14 protein-coding genes are annotated in these 15,150 nt (G+C 65.8%); 6 read left to right on the top strand and 8 right to left on the bottom strand.

All coding sequences use genetic code 11. The features are described from left to right. Positions 1-9: 9 nt before the first annotated feature. Positions 10-1,323: an HlyD family efflux transporter periplasmic adaptor subunit gene (locus RAD04_RS11880; protein ID WP_461623939.1), complete on the bottom strand. Its 1,314-nt coding sequence runs from the start codon at positions 1,321-1,323 to the stop codon at positions 10-12. Between the two features lie 196 nt (positions 1,324-1,519). Here RAD04_RS11880 and RAD04_RS11875 point away from each other — a divergent pair, with 196 nt between their 5' ends. Then, positions 1,520-2,155, top strand: a complete 636-nt coding sequence (locus tag RAD04_RS11875) for a TetR/AcrR family transcriptional regulator (protein ID WP_183257579.1) — start codon at positions 1,520-1,522, stop codon at positions 2,153-2,155. 44 nt (positions 2,156-2,199) lie between these two features. Continuing rightward, on the top strand, positions 2,200-2,535 hold the full coding sequence (locus tag RAD04_RS11870; protein WP_461623938.1) for a DUF6665 family protein: 336 nt from the start codon (positions 2,200-2,202) through the stop codon (positions 2,533-2,535). A 43-nt stretch (positions 2,536-2,578) separates the two neighbouring features. On the opposite strand, the gene RAD04_RS11865 is transcribed toward RAD04_RS11870, so the two are convergent. Next, positions 2,579-3,784: an extensin-like domain-containing protein gene (locus RAD04_RS11865; RefSeq protein WP_461623937.1), complete on the bottom strand. Its 1,206-nt coding sequence runs from the start codon at positions 3,782-3,784 to the stop codon at positions 2,579-2,581. A gap of 530 nt (positions 3,785-4,314) precedes the next feature. Next, the gene (locus RAD04_RS11860) at positions 4,315-5,187 is read right to left on the bottom strand and encodes a DUF2147 domain-containing protein (RefSeq protein ID WP_461623936.1); all 873 of its coding nucleotides are present in this window, start codon (positions 5,185-5,187) and stop codon (positions 4,315-4,317) included. Between the two features lie 194 nt (positions 5,188-5,381). Here RAD04_RS11860 and RAD04_RS11855 point away from each other — a divergent pair, with 194 nt between their 5' ends. After that, complete coding sequence (locus RAD04_RS11855; RefSeq protein ID WP_461623935.1) at positions 5,382-6,173, top strand: DUF2147 domain-containing protein; 792 nt, start codon at positions 5,382-5,384, stop codon at positions 6,171-6,173. Between the two features lie 270 nt (positions 6,174-6,443). Further along, positions 6,444-7,889, top strand: a complete 1,446-nt coding sequence (locus tag RAD04_RS11850) for a FecR family protein (RefSeq protein WP_461624079.1) — start codon at positions 6,444-6,446, stop codon at positions 7,887-7,889. Positions 7,890-8,109: 220 nt separating this feature from the next. Here the strand turns inward: RAD04_RS11850 and RAD04_RS11845 are convergent, their stop codons facing one another. After that, entirely contained in the window at positions 8,110-8,679 is a 570-nt protein-coding gene (locus RAD04_RS11845; RefSeq protein ID WP_461623934.1) for an NUDIX hydrolase, read from the bottom strand. A 69-nt stretch (positions 8,680-8,748) separates the two neighbouring features. Further along, complete coding sequence (gene asd, locus RAD04_RS11840) at positions 8,749-9,612, bottom strand: archaetidylserine decarboxylase (protein ID WP_461623933.1); 864 nt, start codon at positions 9,610-9,612, stop codon at positions 8,749-8,751. Positions 9,613-9,647: 35 nt separating this feature from the next. On the opposite strand from asd, the gene RAD04_RS11835 reads away from it, so the two are divergent. After that, on the top strand, positions 9,648-11,312 hold the full coding sequence (locus RAD04_RS11835; protein WP_461623932.1) for an aminotransferase class III-fold pyridoxal phosphate-dependent enzyme: 1,665 nt from the start codon (positions 9,648-9,650) through the stop codon (positions 11,310-11,312). Positions 11,313-11,578: 266 nt separating this feature from the next. Here the strand turns inward: RAD04_RS11835 and RAD04_RS11830 are convergent, their stop codons facing one another. The 3 genes from RAD04_RS11830 to RAD04_RS11820 form a co-directional block, all read right to left on the bottom strand. Continuing rightward, complete coding sequence (locus RAD04_RS11830) at positions 11,579-12,238, bottom strand: hypothetical protein (protein WP_461623931.1); 660 nt, start codon at positions 12,236-12,238, stop codon at positions 11,579-11,581. A gap of 125 nt (positions 12,239-12,363) precedes the next feature. Continuing rightward, on the bottom strand, positions 12,364-13,053 hold the full coding sequence (locus RAD04_RS11825; protein ID WP_461623930.1) for a class I SAM-dependent methyltransferase: 690 nt from the start codon (positions 13,051-13,053) through the stop codon (positions 12,364-12,366). A 35-nt stretch (positions 13,054-13,088) separates the two neighbouring features. Continuing rightward, the gene (locus RAD04_RS11820) at positions 13,089-14,141 is read right to left on the bottom strand and encodes a glycosyltransferase family 4 protein (RefSeq protein ID WP_461623929.1); all 1,053 of its coding nucleotides are present in this window, start codon (positions 14,139-14,141) and stop codon (positions 13,089-13,091) included. A 275-nt stretch (positions 14,142-14,416) separates the two neighbouring features. On the opposite strand from RAD04_RS11820, the gene RAD04_RS11815 reads away from it, so the two are divergent. Further along, entirely contained in the window at positions 14,417-15,133 is a 717-nt protein-coding gene (locus RAD04_RS11815; protein WP_461623928.1) for a L,D-transpeptidase, read from the top strand. The last annotated feature ends 17 nt before the right edge of the window (positions 15,134-15,150 follow it).

Raw genomic sequence — 15,150 nt, 5'->3', positions numbered from 1 at the left:
AGGCTGTGGCTACTGCGGGTGGATCGCGGTGGGATCGTCGAGGTCGACCTCGCTGTCGGCGTCGGCGGCGCCCTTGTTGGTGTCGACGGTCGCATAGACCGACATGCCGGCGCGGAGCAGGTTCTGCTTCGCTACCGACTTCGGCACGCGAATGCGGACCGGCACGCGCTGCACGATCTTGGTGAAATTGCCGGTGGCGTTGTCGGGCGGCAGCAGCGTGAACACCGAGCCCGCGCCCGCCGCGATGCTGTCGACGACACCGGAGAACTTGCGCATGCCGTAGGCATCGACCTTGATCGTCACCGGCTGGCCGGGACGGATACGCTTGAGCTGCGTTTCCTTGAAATTGGCGTCGATATAGACGGCGTCCAGCGGCACGATGTTGCCGAGGCGCTGGCCGACTGCGACGAAGTCGCCGGCGTTGACCAGGCGATTGGAAAACGTACCGTCGACCGGCGCGCGGACCGCGGTGAAGCTGAGATCGCGCTCGGCCTTGGCGAGCGTGGTCTTGAGCTCGGCGAGCTGGGCCTGCGCTTCGGCCTGCTGCGCCTTGGCGACGTCGACATTGCTGATTGCAACGTCGTAGGCGGCCTGCGCGGCCTTGACCGCGGCGGCGCCCTGGTCACGTCCGGCTTCCGAGCTCTCGAAGGTGGCGCGCGAGGCAAACCCCTTGTTGCTCAGGGCCTGCTGGCGCTCATAGTCGAGATCGGCGCGCTTGAGGCCGGCCTCGGCTGAGACGAGTTGCGCCTTGGCCTGCGCCACCTGGCTGTCGAGCGCGGCGACCTGGCGGCCGATGCGATCGATGGTGGCCTGCTGCGTCGCGATCCTGGTCGCGGCGGCATCGACCGCGATCTTGTAATCACCGTCATCGATGCGGAAGACAATGTCGCCCGCTTTCACGGTCGTGTTGTCGCCGGCAAGGATCGAGGCGATGTGACCGGAGACGCGCGCGCCCAGCATGGTGTTGTTGGCGCGGACATAGGCGTCATCGGTGGAGATGTAGAAGCGGCCGACCAGCGTGTAGTAGCCGGCATAGCTCGCGGCCGCGAGCGCCAGCACGAGGCCGACGCCCATCAGGACGAACTTGCGCTTGCCGGATTTGGGAGCGCCGGCGGCGGGTGCCTCCGTCGCTGGCGCGGCCGGCTTGTCGGTCACGGGCTTCTCCGGCGCCTCGGCGGTGCGGCGCTTGGCTTCCTCGGCCAATTGAGAGCGCAATTGCTCAGCAAGGGGTGCAGCGTTCTCGATCGCCGCATCACCGTCCGCGTGCTCCTCCACCGTTTCCTGGCGAAGGACGCGCGCAGCCTGGTCTCTCGATACGGCCATAAAGGCCTCCCCAAAAAAAGCGCGACAAAGGGACAGCCGGCATGCGGCCTGTTCCCTCTCGCCAATCCAAATACCATTGACCGAACGGTTCGGTCAATATACATAATAATCCCGGCCGGACCCTAATGACGAGAATCCTTTATTCGGGTTTCATGGCCGCAGACCCGACTCAAAAACCTTCCGAGACCCTGAACCAATGGTTGTAGCCGGCCGCGATCATCTGCACGTCATCCAGGAAGAGGACGGCTCCAAACGTCGCCAGATCCTGGACGGTGCCCGCAAAGTGTTCATGGATCTCGGCTTCGACGGCGCCAGCATGGGCGAGATCGCGCGCGCCGCGCAGGTCTCCAAGGGCACGCTCTACGTCTACTTCGCGGACAAAAGCGCGCTGTTCGAAGCCATCCTCGAGCAGGAGGCGCTCCAGTTCGGCCAAGTCGTGTTCAATTTCGATCCCGCGCGCGATGCCGAGACCACGCTGAAGGAGTTCGGCCGGGCCTACATCCACTTGCTCTGCCGGCCCGGCGGCGGATCGGCGATCCGCACCGTGATGGCGATCGCCGAGCGCATGCCCGATGTCGGCCGCCGCTATTATGCGCGAGTGCTGGACAAGACCATCAACCGCCTCTCCGATTATCTGAAGATCCATGTCGCCTCCGGCGATCTCAGAATCGACGATTGCGACCTCGCAGCGTCGCAGTTCATGGAGCTGTGCAAGGCCTCGCTGTTCCTGCCCTTCGTGTTCCAGGCCGCGCCCGCACCGTCGGAAGAGCGCATGACCGAGGTGGTCGACAGCGCGACGCGGATGTTCCTGGCCGCGTATAAGGCGAAGTAGCGGCGCGTTGCGCGGACCGGTCAGGCGACCCTATATTCACGGCCATGTCCCGTGATCTTCGCCCGCCCGTCGATATCCTCCATTACGAGATCGTCCAGGAACAGGCCTCGGCGCTTGGACGGATGGGCCGCACACTCGAACAGGCGCTAACGCGGTTGCGCGAGTTCGATGCCGCGCACCCGTCCTCGGAGGCGCCGGCCTCGCTGCAACCGGCCAGGCGCAAGCTGGTGGCGGAAGCCGGCCAGGCGCTCTGGATGTTCGTGGTGCAGCGTGAGGCATCCGGCTTGCGCGACAGCCGCCATATCATGCGCACCTACAACGTGCCGGGCGAGGTGCAGCTCTGCATGGGGCTGGTCCCCCCACCGGCGAAGCCGAAGTAGATCGTAGCCTCCGTGAGCGCAGCTACAAGAGCAACTGCTCCGTCTAATCGTCGGCGTAGTCGTCTTCCTCGCGCTTGTGCCCCGTGCTCTTGCGCACACCGAGCGAGCCGGTCACGGAAGGCTCGCGCGCATTCGCGTACGGCCTGCGCGACTGCGCACGCGAGGCGACCTCTTCACCGGAGACGGCGGCGGGCTGACAGATCAGGCGGCGGCTGGCGCGGCGCATCAGATCAACGTGGATGTGGTCGTAGTGATAGACGTTCGACCCCGGCGCGAGCACGGTGGTGAAATGCGCGCAAGCGCCCGACTGCACGTCGCGCAAAAAGCCCTGCTCCTCCGGCATGCCGCGCCAGCCATCCTTCACGGTGACGCGGCGGCCGTCGGCGAGCACGAAGGCGGAAATATCGAGCGCGTTGCCGAAAGCGTGTTCGGAGATGTGGGAATGCGGATTGCCGTTCATGCCGCGGCAGGAATAGGCGGAGATCTGCTTGATCTCGGCGATGCGGACGCCGAACCAGCGCATCGCCGAGGGCTGCACGGTGTCGGCGAGCCAGCGGTCGAGCTCGGACACGATCGGACAGGCGAGCGTCGCGGTCGGCTTGATCGCGACCGGACCGACGGCCGTGACGGGATTGCCCTGCGCCGGGCCAAGGCGCGGCGGCGGCTGCTGCGCAGGCGCCTGCGAGTAAGGTGCAGGCCGCGCCGGATAGCTCGGCGAGTTCATGTAGCGTGCCGCGCCTGCGGCATCGGTGCCATCGGGCGGCAGATCGATCTCGTCCTCCTGCGCGGCGACGCCGGGCGCGTTCAGCGACACCGGCCCGCTTGAGCTGCCATAGCCGGAGGGTTGGCGCACCGCGCTTTCGGGATAGTTCGATCGTTGCGGATAGGACGATGCCGGATAATTCTGGCTCTGCGGCGTAGTCGACCGCGGCTGCGTCACCGGCCAGCGCGGCTGGCCGCCGATGCTGCCCGGCGGGCGCAATTCCTCGTCGGCAAAGCCGTAACTGCTCGAGGCTTCGCCGATGGCGGCGACCTTGAGCGGAAACTCGGCGCCGCACATGCCGGGTCCGGAGATCGGGTCGATGCGGACGAGATCCGGCCCCTCTTTCACCGCGCCCGATTTCAGGCATGCGGCTTCGGCCTCGGCCCGCCACGGTTCGCGTTCGGCCTGGAAGAAGCCGCGTCCGCAACCCGCTAGCGAAACAAGGACGATGGAGCCGACGAGATACAAACGAACTCCGCGCGTCATGCACGCACGTTCGGTGAATTTACTTAAAGACTCTTCAACATGTTGATTTCAGGGTTCTTTAACCATACGGGCCCGCGCGGGCCCGGAGCCGGCTGAACTGAGCGACAGCAAGGCTGACTTTTTCGCGAGGAGACTTTCTGTTAACCATAATGCCAGCGCGCAAAGCGGCGCGCATGGAGGGAGCGACCTCATGACGTTCGCCGGGAGACTGAGCATAGTCACCGCGTACCTCGCCATGGCGTTCGTTGGCGCCATCGTGCTCGGCATGATCTAGCGGCTTCACTCACCACACCACGACCCCTCGCCCTTCCCTGGGGCTGCAATCGCATACGGCTTTTCGAGGCTTGAGCGCGCGCCTCGTTCTTCGAGACGACCGCTTCGCGGTCTCCTCAGGATGAGGCTCAGCAGCGTCACGCCTGTTAAAACACCGCCGCACACACCGCCCTCATCGTGAGGGCCCGCCATAGGCGGGCATCTCGAAGGATGGCCGCAGCCAACGCTCTATTAGGCGACGCCCTTCCAAAGAAGGGCTACGACCGCGAACTCCATTGCCGCGATGTCGTGATCATTTGCTCTCTCGGCGCCTCGATCCGCGTCCAGTCGTTGCCGGAGCACCAGAAATGGCCGAGCGCGCAGGCTTCGACGTGGAGCCGGCCGGAGTTCTTCAGCGTCATGGTCGCGTAATAGGTGTTGCCGCTGGAGCGGCTGTAGATGTTGCCGGTCCAGACGTCGTGCGACTTCGGCTTCATGTTGACGAGCACGCTCTCGCCGCGGCTCGACGCCTCCGTCAGCGCGTAACCGCACAGTGCGGGGCCACAGCGTTCGATGCGGACCGTGCCCTTGGCGCCGGGGCTCTCCCATTCGCCAAGCGGCATATAGGCCGGCTCGTCGTCGCTGCGCTGTGCGACCGTTGCGGTCTGCTTGATCTCGGGATTCGGGAAGGGCGGTGGCTCCATGCGCGGCGGCTCGAGCGCCGTGGGCCTCGGCGGATCCATTCGCGGCAGGTCGACCCGCGGCGGATTGAGGCTCGGCGCGACGAGTGTCGGCGTCTCGACCCTTGGCGGCGGGACAACGGGCTGCGACGTCGTCGCGGCGACAACAGGGCCGCTCGGCGCCGGTGGCGGCATGACAACGGTTGCTTGCTCCGGTCGCACCGGAGCTGCGGGATAGGCCGGCTGCAGCGGTGCGACCGCAGGCGACGCGGCTGATGTCGTGTCGACATCATGTGTCGGTCGAAGGCTGCGGCTGGACACCGAAACACAGGAAGCCGACCGGCAATTGCGCGGCGACTCGACATGGAACCGGTGACCGCCGATCGAGAAGGAATAGGAGCCGGCCACGGCCGCGGGCGTGATCGCCATCAGTGCGATCAAGGCGCCAAGCGAAGTCACAAGCCGTTTCATCCACACCTCCCTGAGCGTCGCCCGAGCTTACGCAGAGGCAGTGCGGCTGAATGTGCGCCGCCTCACCCAGACGGCGCGCCACCGTTGTGACCCCCATCACAGAACGCCCGACCAGGCCGGCGTAGGGTCGAACCACGCTTCATCCACCAGCGACTTCGGTCCATATCGGGACCACGCCATTTTCGGAGGTTGTCATGAACAAGCTCACCATCGCCGCCGCTGCGCTCTTCCTGGCGTCCACCGCCGCCGCCCATGCCGGCGGCAACACGATCTCGTTCCAGATCGAGGGCAAGCACATCCGCATCGAGACGCCGCGCAACTGCGCCTCGCTCAATTGCGTGACCATCGTGGCACCGGGCCTGTCGGACAAGCCGATCAAGCTGAACAACATCAACCTGAAGGGCCTGGGCGGCTCCAAGGACGATGACGACACCACGCCAAGCACGACGACTGCGCAGCCTGCGCCGGCTCCGGTGCAGCAGCAGCCGGTGCAGCAGGCGCCGGCGCAAGCGACCGCGCCGGCCGCGCCCGCGGTCACGGCTCCCGCCGCTCCGGCCGCGACGGTTGCCGCCGCACCGTCGGCCGGCTTTGACGCCAATACGCAGCCGGCGCCAGCCGCGGCTCCTGCTCCCGCACCCGCGCCGGTCGCAGTTGCTCCGGCGCCCGCTCCGGCCCCTGTGGCCGCGGCGCCCGTGGTGGTTGCCAACACGCCGATCGGAGTCTGGGCGACCGAAGAGAACAAGGGCAATGTCCGCGTCGAACAGTGCGGCACCAATCTCTGCGGCTATGCCGTGAAGACCAATGAGCGCATCCTGATCAACATGAAGCCAGAGGGCTCGAAGTGGAGCGGCCGCATCCACGATCCCGACTCCGGCCGCAATTACGACTCGACCATCGCGATGAAGGGCCCGAATGCGATGCGCGTGCAGGGCTGCGCCTTCGGCGGCATGTTCTGCGGCGGCCAGACCTGGAAGCGCGTGAGCTGACACCGCAGGTGTCATCCCGGGGCGATGCGAAGCATCGAACCCGGGATCTCGCACGGCGAGCTCGCACCACAACTTCGAGATTCCGGGTTCGCGACGTCGTCGCGCCCCGGAATGACGAGTAAGAAGGCGGCGCCACATCCCTCACCGAACGTGACGTCTGAACGTTCGCCCCTCCTCCTCGCGACACATGTTCATCCGCCATTCAGGTCTCCCCGGCTGATATCGGCCGATCTCGCCTCGCGTTCTCACCGGGACTTCCTCGTGACATCAATGCTGGCCTGGCGCCGCTTCGTGTTCGCGCTCGTGCTGCCGGCATTGCCGCTGGCAGGCGCGAGCGTTGCGATCGCATCCGATGCGATCGAAGTCGCGCAGGCCCAGCCACAAGCGCAGCCGGCGCCAGCGCCCTCCCCGACGCCATCGGCTTCACCGACACCGGCCGCGGACGCACAACCCGGCGCCGTCGAGCCGATCGGCAACGTCGCGACCGTCACGGGCATCGCGACCGTGATCCGCGACAAGAATTCCTATCCACTGCGCGTGCGCGACGACATCTATCTCAACGACGTCGTGCAGACCTCGTCGAACTCCACGGTCGGCATCACTTTCGACGACGCCACCACGTTCAATCTTTCAGCCAGCTCGAAGATCACCATCGACAATTACGTCTATGAGGACGGCGGCAAGCAGAACTCAGGGATATTCGACGTCGGAAAGGGCACAGTGGCCTTCGTTGCAGCTGCGGTGGCGAAGACCGGTAACATGAAGATCACGACGCCGACCGCGACGCTCGGCATCCGCGGCACCACCGGCGTCGTCGAGGTGCCTGAAGGCGCGGCAGCGAGCAGCGCGCGCAACGTCAACATCAAGCTCTATCCCGACGCCGACGGCCGCGTCGGCCACATCGACGTCGACGACCGCACCAGCGGCACGCGGCTCGGCGCGCTGACGCAAGGCGCGAGCGGCTTTGCGATCCGGCCCGGCGCGGCCACCGCCGGAATCATGCGCTTCGCCGCGGTGCCGATCACGATTCCCGCGCAGCAGATCGCGCGCGACCGCGGCTTCGTCGGCCAGGTGCATCTGGCGCAAACCACCGGCCGCCAGATCGTCACCGAGCAGCGTGACTTCCGCCGCGCCAATCCGACCGCGCTCAGCCGCATTCCGCGCCCGGCCCAGCCGCCGCAGCAACAACAATTGCGGCCGGCGACCACGCCTGGCCAACAGCTGCAGCGGCCGAACGGCCAGCCCGGCCAGAACAACCGTCCGGGTCAGCAGCAGCCGGGCACCCCGGGCCGGCAAGGCACCCAGCCACCGCAACGGCAAGGACAAGGCGGCGCGGTGGAGCCGGCTGGCCAGCGTGCGGGCCAGGGGCAACAGCCGCGAGGACAACTGCAACAAGGCCAGCCGCAGCACGGCGAGCGGCAAGGCGGCGGACGTCCAGGTGCACCGCGCGAAGGACAGGGCGCAAAGCCAAACGGCACGCCGCAAACACAGCCGCAGCGTGGTGGGCGAATTCAGCCCGGCGGAGTCATGCCGTCACAACCGGGCGGGACTCCTCCGCAGCCGCAACTGCCGCGCACCGGCATGCAGCCGGGCCAGCCGCCCACGGTTCAACAGCCGGGCATGCAGCGCCCCGGCGGCTTCCAGCAGCGCCTCCCTGCCGCGCAACGCCCCGCAGCGCCGCGCAGACCGGTGCCGAAGGAGAAGGAGCGGCGGTAAAGTTCGGCGTGCATGAGCGCGCTCGGTGCGCTCCCTCGCCCCGCGCTCTTGTCCGCCGTAGCCCGCCTTCGGGCGAAGGCGGATGCGGGGAGAGGGTTGGGATGGGGGGCTGCTTCCGCAGAAATAGTGGCAGTGAGGTTCGCGGAGAGTCCCCCTCACCCGGATTGCATCTGCGATGCAGTCCGACCTCTCCCCGCAAGCGGGGCGAGGTGAAGACAACTCACGCCTCGCCGCGCAGCCAGGCCTTCACCTTCTGCAGCAGACCATGCCGCAACTCGTCGATGGATGCGGCTTCGGCCGGCGTCAGCGTCTGCAGCGTTGCATCGATATCGTCGGCCGCGAGCGGCGGCGTCGGCTCGGGCGCGGGCGGCGACGCCAGCCCCGCTGCCGCAAGCGCGATCGGGCCGATCTGGGTCAGAAAGGCGCGCTCATATTCGCGCGACAGGCGCGCAAGCGCGTCGTCCAGCGGCAGCCAGTCGACCGCCTTGATGTCGTTCATCAGCTTGCGGACCGGACCGCCCTCAGCTTCCATGCGCCAGAAATGCACGACCTTGGAACGCCCGCCGGACTGATAGACGAGCGTGCCGAGGAATTCGTGGATGGCGACGGCGTGTCCGGTTTCCTCGAGCACCTCGCGGTGCGCCGCCTGTTTCGGCGTTTCGCCGTCGTCGAGCTTGCCCTTGGGCAGGACCCATTCGTTGCGCTTGCGCTGGCGCACGACCGCGATCAGCGGCACAGCTCCCCGCCGCAACACGATACCACCCGCCGCCATGACCGGCGCCCGCGCCATCACTCACATCCGTGTCGATCTATGCATCCCCGCAGGACGATATAGGCGGCGGACGCGGCGGATTGAAGGCTATCCTCTCCTCAACAGCGCTTGACCGGCGCGAATGCGCGTGCCCTCGGCGATGCCGTCGCAGAAGGTAAAATCGCCGGGCGCGAGGATGATGATGGTCGAGCCGTGCTCGAACCAGCCGAGCTCCTCGCCCTTGGCCACGTTGACGTCGCAGGGGAAATTGACCGGGCCGCGGGTTTGCGCGTTCAGCACCATGTCGAGGAAGTGCAGGCGGATGCTGGCGACCAGGATCGCGGCGACCGGCACCAGCGTCACGACCTCGCCGGTCGAAAGGTGCGTGCGGATCACCGCGCGCTCGTTCTTGCAGAAGAGACGCTCGACTCGCTTCAAGGCGATCGGGTTGACGTTCCAGACATCGCCATGGATCAGCGTGACCCGCTCGATATGCGCGTCATAGGGCGCGTGGAAGCGGTGATACATGCTCGAGGTCAGCCGCAGCGTGACGAAGGAGCCGTTGCGGTGCTGGTCGACCAGCGCGGAATCGCCCAGCAGGTCGAGCAGCGAATAGGGCGCGCCCTTGACCTGAAACAGCTCGGTGTCGGCGATCTTCCCGTGGGCACCGACGATGCCGTCCGACGGGCTGGCAACGACCGCCGGGTCCTGATCGAACGGTCGCAGGCCCGGCTTGAGCTCCCGGGTGAAGCAGTCGTGCAGACTCCTGAAATGGGTCTTGCGCGCCTCAGACAGATCGAGGTCGGAGAACAGCTTCCACAGCGCGATCGAGAAGTCCCGCACGAGCGGATTCTCGATCTTGGAGAACCAGCCCATGAAGCGAGTCAGGGCCGCGCGGGGGATGCGGTTGGTCAACAGGAAGTTGAGGTCTTCCTGCTGGGTGAAAGAGGCGATGAGGGCTTTGACTGTCATGAATCTGTCAGCTCACAGTATTAGCGCTTGTTGTCATGGAAACGACACTCCCGATTCTCTCGATGTCCGTGGCCGCCGCAGCGTCTGCTGCCGCCGTCTTCCCGAAGCTCAAGGCGCGGGTCGAATTGTCCCGCGCCAAGCACCGCTCGCTCGCAGGGCACTCCAAGATGTCGCGCCGGGTGGCGAAGCTGCTCCCGTTCTACGAGTTCGGGGAGGACAACTACTTCTCCTGCGACGGTGCGCCCGCGAACATCGCCGCGCAGCGCAAGGACGCCTTCTTCCGCCTCGCCAAACTCTACGCCGAGCGCTACCCCAAGGGACGCGCGATGACGAAGGAAGCGGCTGAAAAGATCTCCGACCTGCACTTCACCGAGACCTATCGCGTGCCATTCCAGTTCTCGCGCCTCGTCCGCGAGCATCTGGGCACCTCGACCTTCATGGAGTCTTCGCGCGGCGTCACCGTTACCGATGTCGACGGCAACACGTCCTACGACCTCACGGGATCTTACGGCGTCAACATCTTCGGCAACGACTGCTACAAGGAGTGCATCGACGGCGCCGAGAAGCGCGCACATGCGCTCGGTCCCGTGCTCGGCCCCTATCATCCCGTCATCCTCGAGAACGTGAGCCGGCTCTGCCAGATCTCGGGCCTCGACGAAGTCTCGTTCCACATGTCCGGCACCGAAGCCGTGATGCAGGCGGTACGGCTCGCGCGCTATCACACCAAGCGCACGCATCTGGTTCGTTTCGCCGGCGCCTATCACGGCTGGTGGGGCGACGTGCAGCCCGGCGTCGGCAACCCGATTCCCGCGCACGAGACCTACACCCTCGCCGAGATGTCCGATAAGACGCTGCACGTCCTGCGCACGCGCAAGGACATCGCGTGCGTGCTGGTCAATCCGCTGCAGGGCCTGCATCCGAACGCCAACGCGCCCGGCGATTCCTCGCTGGTGGATTCCTCTCGCGGCGGCAATTTCGATCGCGCGGCCTACACCGAATGGCTCACGAGGCTGCGTGAAGTCTGCACCGAGCGCGGCATCGTGCTGATCTTCGACGAGGTCTTCGTCGGCTTCCGCCTCGCCGCTGGCGGCGCCCAGGAATATTTCGGCGTGCGCGCCGACATGGTGACCTACGGCAAGAGCCTCGCCGGCGGCCTGCCGGTGGGCGTGGTCTGCGGCAAGCGCGAGCTGATGCGCCGCTTCCGCGACGACCGGCCCGCCGACATCTGCTTTGCCCGCGGCACCTTCAACTCGCACCCCTACGTCATGACGGCGATGGACGAGTTCCTGAGCCGCCTCGCCAGCCCGAACTTCCGCGCCATCTATGACGGGCTGGACGCTACCTGGAACGGCCGCGCCGAGAGGCTCAACCAGATGATGACCGACGCCAGCCTGCCGGTGCGGTTCGCCAACTTCTCGTCGATCTGGACGGTGAAATACACCACGCCGTCCCGCTACAACTGGATGCTGCAATACTACCTGCGCGCCGAAGGCCTGTCCTTGAGCTGGGTCGGCACCGGCCGGCTGATCTTCAGCCTGAACTACACCGACGCCGATTTCAGCGAGGTCGCCGAACGCTTCGTTCGTGCCGCCGGGAAGATGAAAGCCGACGGCTTCTGGTGGCACGACGGCGTGCTCACCAACAAGCAGATCAAGCGGCAGATTTTGAAAGAGATGCTGGCCAAGCGCTTCGGGCGCTGAGGCCGGCTCTCTCCACATAACGACTGTCATTCCGGGGCGATGCAAAGCATCGAACTCTGGTGCGCAATTGCGCACCTGAGAATCTCGAGATTCCGGGTCTGGTCCTTCGGACCATCCCGGAATGACGGCACTTGTGGCCGCGCTCGATCCCATTTGCCCGCACGCGGCGAGAGGCGAAGAAGAAGCCCCCAACACGTGGATGCCCGGGACAAGCCCGGGCATGACGCAACCGTTGGACATCGGAGTGTGTCGTATACGTAGCGCGCTCAGGCGTGCTGCTCTTCGAGCGCGGGCTCGCCGATGAGGCCCAGCGTGTGCTCGGGGTTGAGGTGCAGGCCAGGGTCCATCAGCTCGCCGCGCATCAGGGCGAGCGGAGCGCTGCGATAGAGCATCAGATCGTGGAAGGGATCGGTCAGGATCTTGGTCATCCAGACGAGGCCGGTTTCGACGTCGCGGATGAAGAACAGGTGCACGGTGCGGAACAGCAGACCGCCGCCGCCGACCACGAGCCAGATCTTGGCGACCTGCCGCATGAAGTCGGTCGCGGACGCCCAGGGCGTGAACAGGCCGAACAGCGTGGGATCGGCGAACAGAACCAGTGGCGAAGCCGCCCAGATCGCCATCAGCACCACCTTGCGCTGAAGATTGTAGCCGACCTTGATCTCTTCCTTGTGCTCGTGGGTGGCCTGGTTGATGTGGTCGTAGCCGTGCGGCTCGAAGAAAAAGTGACCGGCCTGGCGCGAGGTCATCGAGACCAGCCATCCGACCAGCGCGGAGATGACAGGGTCGATGAACAGCCAGACATAGGCGAAGAGAAAGCTCAGCGCGCTGACGAAGTGCAGGCTCTGGTTGATGCGGCTGTGGTGATAGTAGCGATGGTCGTCCCAGCGCTGGATCCGCAGCTGCTCGAGATAATTCTTGATCATGCTCTCCCCCAAAATGCTTTCGGGTACGGGATTACAGGGATTCGATGTAGGCCGTGTGACATCATCATTTTGTCATGTGACGATGTGCAGCGGCGCGATGACGCACGCGACGCTTGAGCTTCAGCTCACGCCGCTTTGGCCACGTCGACCTTGCGGAAGCGCACCAGCGAGAAATGGCCGAGCGGCGGAATCAGGCGGCGCTCGGCGAGCTCGATGCCGTGGGCGCCGGCCAGCCATTTGGCATAGCGCGACCAGGCGAATTCGGCGGTGCGGAAGCCGAGCGGACGCACCACCGGCTGCAGCTTCTGCTCGATGAAGCGGCGCATGCCGGCGTCGGCGCTGACGCGGGTGAGGATGATCAGCTCGCCGCCGGGGCGCAGCACGCGGGCGAATTCGTCGAGCGCCTTCTCCGGGTTCGGCACGGCAGTGACGACATATTGCGCCATCACGACGTCGAAGGAATTGTCGGGGAATTCGAGCTTCTCGGCGTCCATCACCGCGAGGCCCTCGACGTTCTTCAGCTTGCCCTCGGCGACGCGCTGGCGCGCCTTGTCGAGCATCGCTTCCGAGATATCGGTGCCGAAGATGCGCAGGTGCGGTGCATAGAGCGGCAGCGAGATGCCGGTGCCGACGCCGACCTCGAGCACGCGGCCGCCGATCTTGTTGGTGGCCGCGATCGCAGCCTGCCGGCCCTTGGCAAACACGCCGCCGAACACGAGATCGTAGACGGGCGCCCAGCGGTCATAGGCCTGCTCGACCGTGCCACGGGTGAGATCGAGCTGTTCGGTACCGTCAAGGTTCATGATCTTAGCCATCGATGAGGTTCTCGCTGTGGGTCAGACGTTTGGGATCAGCCGCGCACCGGCCGCCGCGCCATCCGAGGCGAGGCGCGCAAGGCGCGGCTGGGCTGAAGTGAGGTGAGATTGCCGACGAACTGGCGCGCGCTATTTTCCCAGGAGCGCTCCAGCGCGAAGTTGCGGCAAGTTTCGCGCGACATGGTGAGCGCTCGCAGGCACGCGGTACGCAAATCGTGGTCGATCGCACCGATCGGATGATCGGCGATGACGTCCTTGGGACCCGTCACCGGAAACGCCGCAACCGGCGTGCCGCAGGCCAGTGCCTCCAGCTGCACCACGCCAAACGTATCGGTCAGGCTCGGAAACACGAACACGTCGGCGGCGGCGAGATGCGCGGTGAGATCCGCGCCCTTCTTCTCGCCGAGGAACACCACGTCCGGATATTTTTTCTCGAGCGCCGCCTTCTGCGGGCCGTCACCGACGACGACCTTGGTGCCGGGCAGATCGAGCGAAAGAAACGCTTCGAGATTCTTCTCCACCGCGACCCGGCCCATGGTCATGAAGATCGGCCCCGGCAGATCGAGCCGTGCCGGATGATCGGGATGAAACAGCTCGGTGTTGACGCCGCGGGTCCAGAAGCCGAGCCGCTTGAAGCCGCGTTCGGAGAGCTCCTGCCGCAGCGAGGGCGTCGCCACCATCGTCATCGCGGCGGCATCATGGAAGTGGCGCAGCACGGCATAACCGACGGCGGCGGGGATGCCGGTCCTCACCGAAACGTATTCGGGAAAGCGCGTCGTGTAGGACGTGGTGAAGGCAAGCCGGTTGCGGCGGCAATAGGCTCGCGCGGCCCAGCCGATCGGACCTTCCGTCGCGATGTGGAGCGCGTCCGGCGAGGCCTTCTCGATCCGCCGCGCGATCTCCTTTCCGCTCGGCAGCGCGATGCGCAGGCCCGGATAGGTCGGCAGTGGCCAGGACGGAAAGCCGTCCGGCGTCAGGAAGTCGATCTCGACATCGAGGGCCTTGGCGGCATTCGCCAGTGAGGTCAGGGTGCGGACCACACCGTTAACCTGGGGATGCCAGGCGTCAGTCGCGATTAATACCCGCATGGGGAAATCCCGAGAGTTTGATGATTCTCGGTTTCCGACCATCAACGAAGGATATTTCAGGCGTGTGACGTCACAGAAGTGTCGGCCCACCGTTTTGTTCGTCAACGGGCGCCTGCGACCACGAAACCGTCATGAAACAATCCTTGCCGCCGTGAAACCGTTTTCGGTTTTCCGCGCAAATGTCCCGAAACGTTTTGCCGTTAGTGATCTTGCGCAACGGAGCACCGCAACGGTGCCGCGGTGGCCGAGACCACCGAGCAAACAGGGGCGATCACATGTTCAATCTGGATACGTTCAAGATTTTTTCGCGCGCCGTTGCTTTTGGCGCAGTCGCGGTCTCCGCAATCGCGTTCGCAGGTGCAGCCAAGGCCGCGCCGGTGCAGCCCTTCCCCTTCTTCCAGCCGCTGCCGCCGTTCGCCGCGCCGCAGCCGATCCAGCCCTATCAGCCCTACCAGGCGCCGACCTATCAGACCGAGCCGTCCGAGGATCAGGACGCCGTGGAGATGCCGGCGCGCTTCCGCCGCCAGACCGTCTCCTACGCCACGCGTGAGGCGCCGGGCACGATCATCATCGATACGCCCAACACCTATCTCTACTATGTGCTCGGCAACGGCCAGGCGCTGCGCTACGGCATCGGCGTCGGCCGCGACGGCTTCACCTGGTCGGGCACGCAGTCCGTCACCAGAAAGGCCGAGTGGCCGGCCTGGACTCCGCCCCCGGAAATGATCGCCCGCCAGCCCTATCTGCCGCGCCACATGGCCGGCGGCCCCGGCAACCCGCTTGGCGCCCGCGCCATGTATCTCGGCGGCACCATCTACCGCATCCACGGCACCAACGCCCCCGACACCATCGGCAAGCGCGTCTCCTCCGGCTGCATTCGCCTGACCAATGATGACGTTTCCGACCTCTATTCCCGCGTCAACGTCGGCACCAAGGTGATTGTGCTGCCGATGACGGAGCGCCGCGCGGAGCTCGGAACCGCGACGCGCTGAACCGACAGGACATTGTG

The sequence above is a fragment of the Bradyrhizobium sp. 25ACV genome (genome assembly GCF_054863005.1).
The sequence above is the reverse complement of the archived record's forward strand: the minus strand, read 5'-3'. Positions and strand labels throughout refer to the sequence as shown.